Raw genomic sequence first — 12,416 nt, forward strand, 5'->3', positions numbered from 1 at the left:
CGTCACGGGCAATCGAGCCGATCAACATGAGCGGGGGAGCCATGACCGACGACGAGCACGAGACCGCCAAGTGGGATCCGTCGTTCACCAAACAGGTCGCCGACACCGTCGGCCCGCTGATCAAGAGATGGCATCGCGCCGAGGTACGCAATATCGAGAACATCCCCGCTGCCGGCGGAGCGTTGGTGGTGTCCAACCACTCCGGGGGAATGCTGACACCGGACGTGTTCATCTTCTCGCCGGCGTTCTACGACGCGTTCGGCTATGACCGCCCCGTCTACACACTGGGGCACTACGGCATCTTCATGGGTCCACTCGACGGTGTACTGCGCCGTCTCGGCGTCATCGAGGCCAGTCGGGAAAATGCCGCCAAGGCGCTGCACTCGGGCGCGGTCGTATTGGTGTTCCCCGGTGGCGACTACGACTCCTATCGCCCCACGTTCAGCGAGAACACCATCGACTTCAACGGCCGCACCGGCTACGTCCGGACCGCGATCGAGGCCGGCGTGCCGATCGTGCCGACCGTCTCGATCGGCGGGCAGGAGACCCAGCTGTTCTTGACCCGGGGCAACTGGCTGGCCCGCAAGCTGGGCCTCACCAAAGCCCGGATGGACATCCTGCCGATGAGCTTCGGCTTCCCGTTCGGACTGAGCGTGATCTTCCCGCCGAACCTGCCGCTGCCCGCCAAGATCGTCACCGAGGTGCTGGAACCGATCGATGTCACCGCCCGCTTCGGCGATGACCCCGACGTCGACGAGGTTGACGCCCACGTGCGCGAGGTGATGCAGACCGCACTGAAACGGCTTGCCCGCCAACGGCGTTTACCCGTCCTCGGCTGAGCCCACGGAACTGCTCGCCGGAAACTGCGATTCCGGCGAATTCGCCTCGGCGTAGGTGTTGCATGGACATGTCGACACACGAAGAGGTGGGGCGTGAAGAGACTCAACGGTATGGACGCCATGCTGCTGTACAGCGAGACGCCGAACCTGCACACGCACACGCTGAAGGTCGCGGTCATCGATCCGGCTGGCAGCGACGCCGAATTCGACTTCGACACGTTCCGCCACCACCTGCGCCGCCGACTGCACCTGCTGGAACCGTTGCGCTACAAGCTCGTCGACATTCCGTGGCGACTGCATCACCCGATGTGGCTGGAGAACTGCGACGTCGATCTGGATTACCACCTGCGCCAGGTCCAGGTGCCCGCGCCCGGCGGCCGTCGCGAACTCGACGGCGTCATCGGCACGGTGGCGTCGACGCCGCTGGATCGCAGCCGCCCGTTGTGGGAGTTCCATTTCGCTGAAGGGCTGGCCGGCGGACGGTTCGCCCTGATCGGCAAGGTCCATCATGCGCTGGCCGACGGGGTCGCCTCGGTCAACCTGCTGGCCCGCGCGATGGACCTGAAAGACGCACCGCCGGACGAGCGGGACAACGATGTGGCCGGGGTCTCGCCGACGACGTCGGGGCTGCTGCGGGCCGCCGCCCGTGACCACGTCACGCAGATCGCGGAGCTGCCCGGCCTGCTCAGAAATGCCGCCAAAGGGTTCACCCGGGTGCGCCGCCGCGGCAAGGAGCGCGGCGATCACCCGGATCTCGCGGACAATTTCGACGCGCCGCCAACCTTCCTCAACCACGTGGTCTCGCCGCAGCGCCGATTCGCCACCGCCGCCCTCCGGCTGGCCGACGTCAAGGAGACCGCCAAGGCGTTGGGGATCACGATCAACGACCTAGTGCTCGCGATCGCCGCCGGCGGGCTGCGGCAGCTGTTGCTGAGCTATGACGGCGCCGCCGACCGTCCGATCATTGCGTCGGTCCCCACCGCGACCGACAAGTCGGAACGGGTAACTGGCAACGAGATCAGCGGGCTGATGATCTCGCTGCCGGTGCATATCGCCGATCCGGCCGAGCGGGCCGGGCTGGTGGCGCTGTCGACCAAGATCGCCAAGGAGGACCACGAGATTCTCGGTCCGCGGCTGTACGGGCAGATGCTGGGTTACCTACCGACGGCGATCGCCCCGGCGGCATTCCGGTGGCTGGGTTCGCGCGACGCGCACAACAAGCTGATGAACGTCGCGGTCTCCAGCGTTCCGGGGCCGCGCGAACGGGGCCACTTCGGTGGCGCGCCGGTCAGCGAGATCTACTCGACCGGCGTGCTGTCCCCTGGCGCACCGGTCAACATCACGGTGTGGAGCTACGTCGATCAGCTCGGCATCGCGGTGCTCACCGACGACCAGACCTTCGGCGACCCGCACGAGGCCACCGATGCGCTATGTGTGGCGTTCAGCGAATTACGCAGTGCTGCAGGATTTTCCGACAGCGACAGCCCCGTCGAAGTCGAACACGCGCTGCGCTGATCTCAGGCGGTCAGCACCGCGTCGAGCGCCGAGAAGAACAAGCCGAGCCCGTCATCGGACGGACCGGTCAACGCCTCGGTGGCATGCTCGGGATGCGGCATCAGCCCGACGACTCGACCGTTGGCGGAGCTGACGCCGGCGATGTCGCGCAGTGAGCCATTGGGGTTGTCGAGGTAGCGGAACACCACGCGCCCTTCGCCTTCCAGCTCGTCGAGCACCTCGGCGGAAGCGACGTAACGGCCTTCACCGGACTTCAGCGGGATCAGCAGGTCGGCGTCGGTCTCATAGCGTGACGTCCATGCTGTCGACGTCGACGCCACCCGCAGCCGCACGTCGCGGCAGATGAAGTGCAGACCGGCGTTGCGGGTCAGCGCACCCGGCAGCAGCCCGGCCTCGCAGAGCACCTGAAAACCGTTGCAGATGCCCAGGACTGGCAGTCCGCGGCCGGCGGCGGCGACAACCTCGCCCATCACCGGGGCGAATTTCGCGATTGCGCCGCAGCGCAGATAGTCGCCGTAGGAGAACCCGCCGGGTACCACCACGGCGTCGACGCCCTTGAGGTCGGCGTCGGCGTGCCACAGGCTGATCGCCTCGGCCCCGACCGCTCGCGCGGCGCGGGCAGCGTCGACGTCATCGAGCGTGCCGGGGAAGGTGATGACGCCGATCCGCACCGTCACTGCGGTTCTCGGCTTACTGTCCAGTCTTCGATCACCGTGTTGGCCAACAACGACTCGGCGATCTCGGCGAGCGCCGCGTCGTCGATGCTGTCGTCGACCTCGAGCTCAAACCGCTTGCCCTGCCGCACTTCTGAGATACCGCCGTGACCAAGCCGACCCAACGCTCCGACGATCGCCTGACCCTGCGGGTCGAGGATCTCGGCCTTGGGCATCACGTGCACCACCACCCGGGCCACCGGCACTCCTCCTACTGATCTGGCTGCTCGGCGGTAACTCTACCGGTCGACGTGCCGACCGCCCGGTTAGCACGAGCCGAGGTAGGCCGCGCAGAGCGGCGAGCCCATCGCATCCAGTACCTGGGCGTCGGAAATTATCGGCCAGGGTGGCTGGGCGGGATCCGACGCCCACAGTGTCAGCTCGCTGAGCGTGCTGTTCTGCGGCTGCGCGACAAGATAGGTGTGCATGATCACCGGTCCGCTGACCACCGCGGCCAGCCGGTCGGGCTCGTCGACGGTGACCGACGGTGACTCCGTCGCGGCGCCCAGTTGGCAGCCGCGCAACGCGGCCGCGGCGATCGCCAACACCGACGACGCGTTCTGGCCGCCACGCGCGGTATCGCCGCGCCAGTGCAGGACCTGGGCCCGCAGCTGCCATTGACCCGCGGGATTGTTCACCGTCGCCCGGCTGGCGACAGCCGAGTCGCGGGTGTCGTGCGCGAACGCGGGAGTCGCGCAGACCTCCTCGAACCGGAAGCGCGGCGTCGCTGTCCCGGTCATCGGCACCGCCGAGGAGGCCAGCGACGGCCAGTGGTAGGTCGAGTCCAGCGGTATCGCAGAGGACGAGATCCACGCGGTATTGGGAATCTGGTCACACACCGGCGGACAGGTCTCCGGATCGGCGACGGCCGGCGGCACGCACATCGCCGCCAGACCGTTCGCGATCAGGATCGCCGCCAGGACTAGGCGCATGCGGTGCACCCCATGAGCGCACAATCGTAGACATGCAACTCACGCATTTCGGTCATTCCTGCGTTCTCGCCGACTTCGGCCACACCACCGTGCTGTTCGACCCGGGAACCTTCTCGCACGGCTTCGAGGGCATCACCGGTCTCTCCGCAATCGTGATCACCCATCAGCACCCCGACCATGTGGACGAGGACAGGCTGCCGGCGCTGCTCGACGCCAATCCGGGCGCCGCGCTCTACGCCGACCCGCAGACCACCGCGCAGCTCGATGCACCGTGTCAAGCCGTGCACGTCGGCGACGAACTGTCGGTCGGCGAGCTGACCGTCCGCGCACTCGGTGGCCGGCACGCCGTCATCCATCCGGAGATCCCGGTGATCGACAACATCTCCTACCTCGTCGGCGACGGCGACCACCCCGCGCGGTTCATGCATCCCGGCGATGCTCTGTTCGTCCCGGACGAGCCGGTGGACGTGTTGGCGACTCCCGCGGCCGCGCCGTGGATGAAGATCTCCGAGGCGGTCGACTACCTGCGGGCGGTGGCGCCCGCCCGGGCGGTGCCCATCCACCAGGGCATCATCGCCCCGGACGCGCGCGGCATCTTTTACGGCAGGCTGACCGAGATGACCGACACCGACTTCCAGGTGTTGCCCGAGGAAAGTTCGGTCCGCTTTTAGGACTGCGCCGAGTGTGCAACCAGTCGCACGGCTAGGCGATGTCGCTTGCCGCACCGCGGCCCGCAGCACGCCCGGAGAAGATGCAACCACCCAGGAACGTTCCCTCCAACGCCCGGTAGCCATGGACCCCGCCGCCACCGAAACCGGCCACCTCGCCGGCCGCGTACAACCCGTCGAGCGGAGTTCCGTCGGCCTTGAGCACACGGGAATCCAGGTCGGTTTCCAACCCGCCCAACGTCTTTCGCGTCAGGATGTGCAACTTCACCGCGATCAGCGGGCCGGCCTTGGGATCGGCCAGCCGATGCGGCGCGACCACCCTGCCCAGCCGGTCGCCGAGAAACCCGCGCGCCGCACGTATCGCCGTGATCTGACCGTCCTTGGTGAAGCGGTTCGCGACCTCGCGGTCGCGGGCCGTGACCTCGTCGGCCACCGTCGCGTAGTCCAGCGGCGCGACATCGGGCAGCTTGTTCATCGTCAACACCAGCTCGCGCAACGAGTCCGCGCTGACGAAGTCGATGCCGCGATCGAGGAAGGCCTGCACTGGGCCAGGCGCACCCGATCCGGCCCGCGACGACAGCAGCTGACGGACACTGCGACTGGTCAGGTCGGGGTTCTGCTCCTGACCCGACAACCCGAACTCCTTGCCAATGATTTTGGCGTTCAACACAAACCAGGTGTAGTCGTAGCCGGACTTCGCGATGTACTCCAGCGTTCCCAGGGTGTCGAAGCCGGGATAGAGCGGAACCGGCAACCGTTTTCCGGTGGCGTCGAGCCACAGCGACGACGGCCCAGGAATGATCCGGATGCCGTGCAGCGGCCAGATCGGGTCGTAGTTGGTGATGCCTTCGGTGTAGTGCCACATCCGGTCCCGGTTGATCACCCGCGCACCGGTCTTCTCGGTGATCGCGATCATCCGACCGTCGACGTGCGCGGGCACTCCGGCGAGCAGTTGCTCGGGAACCCGTCCCATCCGCGTGGGCCAGTTCGCCCGCACCAGTTCATGATTGCCGCCGATACCACCACTGGTGACGATCACGGCCTGAGCGCGAAACTCGAACTCCCCGATAACCGTTCGCGACGACGAGACACCGCGCGGCTCGGTCGACGGCTCCAGCACGCTCCCCCGTACCCCGGTCACCGCGTCGCCCTCGACGATCAGCTCGTCGACCTGATGCCGATGTGCGAACCGGACATTGGGCCTGTCACGCAGTCGGCGCGCGAAGATGTCGACGATGGCCGGGCCGGTGCCCCAGGTGATGTGGAAGCGAGGCACCGAGTTGCCGTGGCCCTGAGCGCCGTAACCGCCACGCTCGGCCCAGCCGACCAACGGGAAGATCTGCAGACCCCGGGCACGCAGCCAACTGCGTTTCTCCCCGGCCGCGAAATCGACGTAGGCATGCGCCCATTGCCTCGGCCAGTAGTCCTCCGGCCGGTCGAACGCCGCGGTGCCCAGCCAATCCTGCAGCGCGAGTTCGTGGCTGTCGCGGACGCCCAACCGACGCTGCTCAGGGCTGTCGACGAAGAACAAGCCACCGAACGACCAGAACGCCTGCCCGCCGAGGTTGGCGGCGTTCTCCTGGTCGACGACCAGCACCTGCTTGCCGCGATCCGCCAACTCACAGGCAGCCACCAGGCCGGCCAGGCCCGCCCCGACGATGACGACGTCTGCGTGGGTATCGCTCATGGCGCTACACAGTAGCGACCTGAGTGGTCAGGCCGCGTCGAGAATGGCCTGATCCACCCGCCACTGGTACACGGTCGGTTCGCAGCCCTGCAGCAGAGCCAGATCGACCGCGTCGAGCATCGCCTGCAGCGGGCCGGGTTTGCGCAGGTGATGAGCGGCAACCGCGACGCGCACGACGCCGCCGCGGCGCGCCACCCGCTCGGCCGACAGCACCAGCATGCGGCACCACCACGGCTCGGCCAGGAACCCTTCACCGATGCCCAGCACCCGCGATCGCACCGTCGTGTGACGGACCAGGTCGGTGACCCCGTGCAGGTCGGCAAGAAGACGAAAACCGTTGCGCGGCAATGCGGTAACTGTGCCCGGCGACACCGTCCACCGCGGCGCCGCGAACAGCCGGGTGCGCAGTCCGAGGTGTTCGAGCACCCGGTCTGCGGCCATCAACCGCAAGTTGGCCTCGTGCGCGGGCAGCACCGCGAACTCGCCGCGACGTTTCTTGGTGGTCGCATCGTCGAATCCGTTGAGCAGGATCGCGTCACCTGACGAACGCCGGTCGCTCAGCCACTCGACGGTGCCCGGGTCGTGGTCCAGCCGGTAACCACCCTTGAGGCGCGGGGCGACCAGAAACGACACCGGCACCGACCGCGCAGCCATCGTCTCGCAGAACGTGGCGACGTCGTCCAACGTGCGTTCACTGATCCCGGACACTGAGACGATCAACTTCCCAGACACACCTCGATTTTGACGATGCCAGGTGTCCAGACGGTGACATACACGCGGACAACAAGCGTCCGTTCAGTCCGTCTGCCAGCTAATTCGGCAAGACCGCCTCGACGGCTTTGATCACCTCCGGCGCATCAGGCACCGTCTGCGGGCGAAATCGGTTGACCACTTCGCCACCCGGGGCGATCAGGAATTTCTCGAAGTTCCACTGCACGTCACCAGCCTGCCCGTCGGCGTCGGCCGTCTTGGTCAGCTCGGTGTACAGCGGGTGTCGGCTCGGCCCGTTGACTTCCGTCTTGGCTAACAGCGGAAACGTCACATCGTAGGTCGTGGAGCAGAACGTCTGAATCTCTTCCGCGGTGCCGGGCTCCTGGCTCATGAACTGATTACACGGAACGCCGATGACGGTGAGGCCGCGGTCGGCGTAGTCGCGGGCTAGCTGCTCGAGCGCGGCGTATTGCGGCGTCAGTCCGCACTTGGACGCCACGTTGACCACCAGCACCGCGCGGTCGCTGTAGTCGGCCAGAGACGTCGGGTGGCCATCAAGGCCGGTCAAAGCGATCTCGGTCACAGTCATAACCTGCGACGCTACCCGCTCTCATCGAGCGCAAAGTATGTTGGTCGGCTAGCTAAATACTCGTTATGGTGGGATCATGTCCTCTCCCGCGGCGCCGTCGGCCGCGACTACCGAACCGGCTGCCGTCGACCCGCATGACTACCCCGACGGCCTCGACGCCGGACTGCTGCGGATGGCCGGCGTCTGCATTCTCGCTTCGGTGATGGCCATCCTGGACGGCACCGTCGTCAGCGTCGCGCAGCGGACATTCATCGGCGAGTTCGCCTCCACCCAGGCCGTCGTCGCGTGGACGATCACCGGCTACACCCTCGGGCAGGCCACAGTGATCCCACTGGCCGGCTGGGCATCCGACCGGTTCGGCACCAAGCGGCTGTTCATGGGCGCGGCGTTGTGGTTCACCCTGGCATCGCTGTTGTGCTCGATGGCGTCAAACATCACCGAGCTCATCGCCTTTCGGATCATCCAAGGACTCGGCGGTGGAATGCTGGTTCCGCTGACGCTGATCATCCTGACCCGCGAAGCGGGCCCGAGACGGCTCGGCAGGTTGATGGCGGTGCTCGGCATCCCGATGCTCCTTGCCCCGATGTGCGGGCCGGTCCTCGGCGGCTGGCTGATCAGCGCTTACGGCTGGCAGTGGATCTTCCGGATCAACCTGCCGGTCGGGGTCATCCTGCTGTTGTCCGCGGCGCTGATTTTTCCGCGGGATCGTCCCCGCCCGTCGGAGGCGTTCGACTTCGTCGGAATGCTGTTGCTGTCACCGGGATTGGCGACACTGCTGTTCGGGATCTCCTCAGTGCCGCGCCGTGACAGCTTCACCGACAACCACGTGTGGATACCGGGGCTCATCGGGATCACCTTGATCACCGCGTTTGTTCTGCATGCGCTGTACCGCACCCGGCATCCGCTGATCGACCTGGCGCTGTTCAAGAATCGTGCGGTGACGCTGTCCAACTCGGCGATGTTCGCGTTCTCGGTGGGCTTTTTCGGCGCGGTCCTGGTGATCCCTAGTTATCTTCAGCAGCTGCTCCACGAAACCCCGCTGCAGTCCGGCCTGCAGCTGATTCCGCAGGGACTCGGCGCGATGCTGACGATGCCGCTGGCCGGCACCCTGATGGACAAACGCGGACCCCGCAACGTGCTGTTGGTCGGCATCGCATCGATCGCCATTGGGTTGACGGTATTCACATATGGCGCGTGGCAACAGGCGGCCTATCAGCCGATTCTGCTGGTGGGGCTGGTCATCACCGGCATCGGCCTGGGCTGCACGCTGACTCCGCTGTCCGGATCTGCCGTGCAGACATTGGCACCCCACGAGGTGGCCCGCGGGTCGACGCTACTCAGCGTCAATCAGCACGTCGCAGTTGCGGTCGGCACCGCGTTGATGTCGGTGATCTTGACCAGTCAGTTCAATCGCAGCGAAACCATCCGCACCGCAGAAAAACTCGGGATCCTGCGCGGAAAATTCGGCAAGCACGGTGCGCCGGCGCCGTCGTCGCACCACGAGGTCTCCGCAGATTTCACCGTCCGGCTGATGCACGACCTCACCCACTCCTACACCCTGGTCCTGATGGTGGCGATTGTGGTCGTCGCGCTGACCCTGCTGCCGGTCGCGTTCCTGCCCAACAAGCCGCCGCCGGCGGGCAAGCGGTTAGCGGTCCACTAAGAGATCGTCAACCTGGCCGCTGCCATAGTGGTCGCGGTCTGCGGCTGCCAGCAGCCATGCGTATTGGTAGGCAACCTCTTTCCAGCGCTCATAGCGGCCGCTGATACCACCGTGGCCGGCGGTCATCTGGGTCTTCAACAGGACCGGGTTGCCGTCGGTTTTGGTGTGTCGCAGCGCCGCAACCCATTTCGCCGGCTCGACGTAGTAGACCCGGGTGTCGTGCAGCGACGTCATCGCGAGGATGGCCGGGTAGTCCTTCGCGGCGACGTTCTCGTAGGGCGAGTACGACTTCATGTAATGGTAGACATCGCTGTCGCTCAACGGGTTTCCCCATTCGTCCCATTCGGTGACAGTCAATGGCAGCGACGGATCCAGGATCGTCGTCAGCGGGTCGACGAACGGTACCTGCGCCAGGATGCCCGCGAACAGATCAGGCGCGATGTTGGCGACCGCACCCATGAGCAGGCCGCCGGCGCTGCCGCCCAGTGCGACCAAGTGCTCGGGACGGGTGAGGCCGGTGTCCACCAGATGTTGAGCGACTGAGACGAAGTCGGTGAAAGTGTTCGTCTTTTCCAGCAGCTTGCCACGCTCGTACCAGAGTCGACCCATCTCGCCACCGCCGCGGACATGGGCTACCGCGAAGACCATTCCGCGGTCCAGCAGCGAGAGCCGGGCAATGGAGAAGCGCGGATCCTCACACATCTCGTATGCGCCGTATCCGTAAATTAGCGCCGGAGCAGGGAATTCGATATCGGCACGGTGCACGATGGAGATCGGTATCTTCGTGCCGTCGGCTGCCTGGGCCCAGTCGCGACGCTCGACGTAGTCTTCGCGCCGGTAATCGCCGAGCACCGGTTGCTCGCGCAACAGGGTGCGCTCACCCGTGACCAGATCGAGGTCGTAGATGCGCACCGGCGTGATGAACGATCCTGCGCCGACCCGAAGCTTCGGCGAGTCCCAATTCGGGTTGCCGGCCAGGCCGGCCGACATCAGCTCGGAGTCGAAGGAGATCTCCTCGGCGCGCCCGTATCCGTCGCCGTCGATGGGCCACAGCTGAATTCGGGGCAAGGCCTCGCCGCGGTAGCTGACGACGAGGTGGCCGGCGAACGCGTCGACGCCATCAAGTCGAACATCGTCGCGGTGCGGGATCAGCGTGCGTTGCGCGCTGGGGTCGTCGACGGGCGCCTCAACCAGGGTGAAGTTCACCGCACCGTCGTTGTGCAGGATCAAAAACCGGTTCTGGCCCCCGACAATCGCATGCTCCACCGAATACTCGATGCCGTCGCGGCGCGGCAGCACGACGACGAACTCGGCGTGCGGGTCCGCGGCGTCGGCATAACGCACCTCTGAGGTGATCGCGGACCCCGAGGCGATCTGGATGTAGGCGTCGCTGCGGGTTCGGCCGACAGCGACCCAGTACTTCTCGTCGGCTTCGTGGTAGACCTTTTCGGCCGCCAGCCCCGAAGCGAGCCGATGCCGCCAGACGGTGTCGGGGCGCCACGCCGCATCGACGGTGACGTAGTAGACCGTTCGATTGTCGGTGGCCCACGTCGCACCCGCACCGACCCCGACGATCTCGTCGGGATATTGCTCTCCGGTGCGAAGATTCCTGAACCGCAGGGTGTATCGCTCGTCACCGACCACGTCGACGGAGTAGGCGAGCACATTTCCGTCTGGGCTGATGCTGGCGGCACCGAGCGAGAAAAAGTCATGTCCCTCGGCCTCGACGTTTTCGTCGATCAAGACCTGCTCACCCGGAATCTCGGTGTCCTCGTCGAGCACCGGTGGATTCCAGTCATCGGGATCGATGACCGCGCAACGACATTGGACGCCGTACTGTTTGCCTTCGAAGCTGCGGGCGTAATACCACCAATCGCCGCGGCGGACCGGCACCGACAAGTCGGTTTCCTTGGTGCGGGCTTTGATCTCGTCAAAGATCCTCTGCCGCAACGGCTCGAGCTGCGCGGTCGACTGGTCGGCGTACTCGTTCTCGGCCTCCAGGTAGGCGATCACCTCAGGGTTGGACTTGTCGCGCAGCCACTCGTAGGGGTCGACGAACACGTCGCCGTGAAACTCTCGCCGGGTGTCGACCCGTTTGGCGACCGGCGGTGTCGGTTCGGTCATGCGGCCGGACCGATCCAGTCGTCGAACCGGAGGCCGGAGATCCGCTCGTAGGCCTCGATGTAACGGGCGCGGGTGGCGTCGATGATGCTGTCCGGAAGCGGGGGCGGCGGCTTCGATCCGCCGCGGTCCCAACCTGACCCGGGACTGGTCAGCCAATTACGGACGAACTGCTTGTCGAAGCTGTTCTGCACCTCGCCGACACGGTATTCGGCGGCAGGCCAGTACCGCGATGAATCAGGGGTGAAGATTTCGTCGGCCAGCACCAGGTTGTCGTTGGCGTCGACGCCGAACTCGAATTTGGTGTCAGCGATGATGATTCCCTTTCGCAGCGCGTGGTCGGCGGCCTGGACGTAGGTCTGCAATGTGCGGTCACGCAACTGGTTCGCGCGGACTCCGCCGATCATGTTGATCACCTGCGGGAACGAGATGTTCTCATCATGTTCTCCCAGTTCGGCTTTCGTCGCCGGTGTGAACAAGGGCGTGGCGAAACGGCTGGCTTCGACCAGGCCGGGAGGCAAGGTGATGCCGCACACCGTGCCGCTCTGCTGGTAGTCCAGCAGACCGGATCCGGTCAGGTAGCCGCGGGCGACGCACTCCACCGGGACCATCTCGAGTTGGTTCACCACAAGGGCCCGGCCAAGAACTTCCTCGGGAATGCGCGGGTCGTCCGGTGGACCGGCCAAGTGGTTGGGAGCCTCGACGAGGTCGAAGAAGAACACGCTCATCGCGGTCAGGATGCGTCCCTTGTCGGGTATCACGCTGTCGAGCACGTAGTCGAACGCGGAAATGCGGTCGGTCGCGACGAACAACAGATGGCCGTCGTCGATGCGGTACAACTCGCGGACTTTGCCACTGGCCAGGTGGGTGTAGTCGGACAGGGCAGGACGCATCGGGACAGCCTAGCCGGGTGACGATGCGGGCCACTTAGGCCCGCTGAGGAACCCGGCCATCCAGCCGAGCGGTCTGCATAAATGC

Annotated in this window: 12 protein-coding genes; 4 read left to right on the top strand and 8 right to left on the bottom strand. The window is 65.9% G+C overall.

What is annotated here, in order from left to right:
- Positions 1-26: 26 nt before the first annotated feature.
- A complete protein-coding gene (locus tag G6N27_RS12805) occupies positions 27-839 on the top strand; it encodes a lysophospholipid acyltransferase family protein (protein WP_163776659.1) in 813 nt (270 codons plus the stop codon).
- A gap of 93 nt (positions 840-932) precedes the next feature.
- Complete coding sequence (locus G6N27_RS12810) at positions 933-2,354, top strand: WS/DGAT/MGAT family O-acyltransferase (RefSeq protein WP_179963286.1); 1,422 nt, start codon at positions 933-935, stop codon at positions 2,352-2,354.
- Positions 2,355-2,356: 2 nt separating this feature from the next.
- Here G6N27_RS12810 and purQ read toward each other — a convergent pair whose 3' ends face one another.
- The 3 genes from purQ to G6N27_RS12825 form a co-directional block, all read right to left on the bottom strand.
- Complete coding sequence (purQ, locus tag G6N27_RS12815; protein WP_163776660.1) at positions 2,357-3,031, bottom strand: phosphoribosylformylglycinamidine synthase subunit PurQ; 675 nt, start codon at positions 3,029-3,031, stop codon at positions 2,357-2,359.
- Complete coding sequence (gene purS / locus G6N27_RS12820) at positions 3,028-3,267, bottom strand: phosphoribosylformylglycinamidine synthase subunit PurS (protein ID WP_163776661.1); 240 nt, start codon at positions 3,265-3,267, stop codon at positions 3,028-3,030. The genes purQ and purS overlap by 4 nt, the downstream gene beginning before the upstream one ends.
- A gap of 66 nt (positions 3,268-3,333) precedes the next feature.
- A complete protein-coding gene (locus tag G6N27_RS12825) occupies positions 3,334-3,999 on the bottom strand; it encodes an ATPase (protein WP_163776662.1) in 666 nt (221 codons plus the stop codon).
- 32 nt (positions 4,000-4,031) lie between these two features.
- On the opposite strand from G6N27_RS12825, the gene G6N27_RS12830 reads away from it, so the two are divergent.
- Positions 4,032-4,670 (top strand): MBL fold metallo-hydrolase, encoded by a 639-nt coding sequence (locus G6N27_RS12830; RefSeq protein ID WP_163776663.1) that lies wholly within the window; start codon positions 4,032-4,034, stop codon positions 4,668-4,670.
- Positions 4,671-4,701: 31 nt separating this feature from the next.
- Here the strand turns inward: G6N27_RS12830 and G6N27_RS12835 are convergent, their stop codons facing one another.
- From G6N27_RS12835 to G6N27_RS12845, 3 genes are all read right to left on the bottom strand, one after another.
- Positions 4,702-6,354 (bottom strand): FAD-binding dehydrogenase, encoded by a 1,653-nt coding sequence (locus G6N27_RS12835; RefSeq protein WP_163776664.1) that lies wholly within the window; start codon positions 6,352-6,354, stop codon positions 4,702-4,704.
- Positions 6,355-6,381: 27 nt separating this feature from the next.
- The gene (locus G6N27_RS12840) at positions 6,382-7,086 is read right to left on the bottom strand and encodes a DUF2334 domain-containing protein (protein ID WP_163776665.1); all 705 of its coding nucleotides are present in this window, start codon (positions 7,084-7,086) and stop codon (positions 6,382-6,384) included.
- Between the two features lie 79 nt (positions 7,087-7,165).
- Entirely contained in the window at positions 7,166-7,654 is a 489-nt protein-coding gene (locus G6N27_RS12845; RefSeq protein WP_163776666.1) for a glutathione peroxidase, read from the bottom strand.
- A gap of 76 nt (positions 7,655-7,730) precedes the next feature.
- Between G6N27_RS12845 and G6N27_RS12850 the strand changes: the two genes are divergently transcribed.
- Positions 7,731-9,317, top strand: a complete 1,587-nt coding sequence (locus tag G6N27_RS12850; RefSeq protein WP_163776667.1) for a DHA2 family efflux MFS transporter permease subunit — start codon at positions 7,731-7,733, stop codon at positions 9,315-9,317.
- Here the strand turns inward: G6N27_RS12850 and G6N27_RS12855 are convergent.
- Together G6N27_RS12855 and G6N27_RS12860 are read right to left on the bottom strand one after the other, a co-directional pair.
- The gene (locus G6N27_RS12855; RefSeq protein ID WP_163776668.1) at positions 9,303-11,441 is read right to left on the bottom strand and encodes a S9 family peptidase; all 2,139 of its coding nucleotides are present in this window, start codon (positions 11,439-11,441) and stop codon (positions 9,303-9,305) included. The two genes, G6N27_RS12850 and G6N27_RS12855, sit on opposite strands and share 15 nt — an antisense overlap.
- Positions 11,438-12,331, bottom strand: a complete 894-nt coding sequence (locus tag G6N27_RS12860) for a phosphoribosylaminoimidazolesuccinocarboxamide synthase (RefSeq protein WP_163776669.1) — start codon at positions 12,329-12,331, stop codon at positions 11,438-11,440. Before G6N27_RS12860 ends, G6N27_RS12855 begins: the two co-directional genes overlap by 4 nt.
- Positions 12,332-12,416: the final 85 nt, after the last annotated feature.

It is taken from the genome of Mycobacterium cookii (genome assembly GCF_010727945.1).
GTDB lineage: Bacteria > Actinomycetota > Actinomycetes > Mycobacteriales > Mycobacteriaceae > Mycobacterium > Mycobacterium cookii.

What these genes read in the sequence shown, in the direction of transcription:
- G6N27_RS12830 (WP_163776663.1), top strand. Translation starts at nt 4,032, where the DNA reads ATGCAACTCACGCATTTCGGTCATTCCTGCGTTCTCGCCGACTTCGGC.
- G6N27_RS12835 (WP_163776664.1), bottom strand. Translation starts at nt 6,354, where the DNA reads ATGAGCGATACCCACGCAGACGTCGTCATCGTCGGGGCGGGCCTGGCC.
- G6N27_RS12825 (WP_163776662.1), bottom strand. Translation starts at nt 3,999, where the DNA reads ATGCGCCTAGTCCTGGCGGCGATCCTGATCGCGAACGGTCTGGCGGCG.
- G6N27_RS12850 (WP_163776667.1), top strand. Translation starts at nt 7,731, where the DNA reads ATGTCCTCTCCCGCGGCGCCGTCGGCCGCGACTACCGAACCGGCTGCC.
- G6N27_RS12860 (WP_163776669.1), bottom strand. Translation starts at nt 12,331, where the DNA reads ATGCGTCCTGCCCTGTCCGACTACACCCACCTGGCCAGTGGCAAAGTC.
- G6N27_RS12845 (WP_163776666.1), bottom strand. Translation starts at nt 7,654, where the DNA reads ATGACTGTGACCGAGATCGCTTTGACCGGCCTTGATGGCCACCCGACG.
- G6N27_RS12805 (WP_163776659.1), top strand. Translation starts at nt 27, where the DNA reads ATGAGCGGGGGAGCCATGACCGACGACGAGCACGAGACCGCCAAGTGG.
- G6N27_RS12855 (WP_163776668.1), bottom strand. Translation starts at nt 11,441, where the DNA reads ATGACCGAACCGACACCGCCGGTCGCCAAACGGGTCGACACCCGGCGA.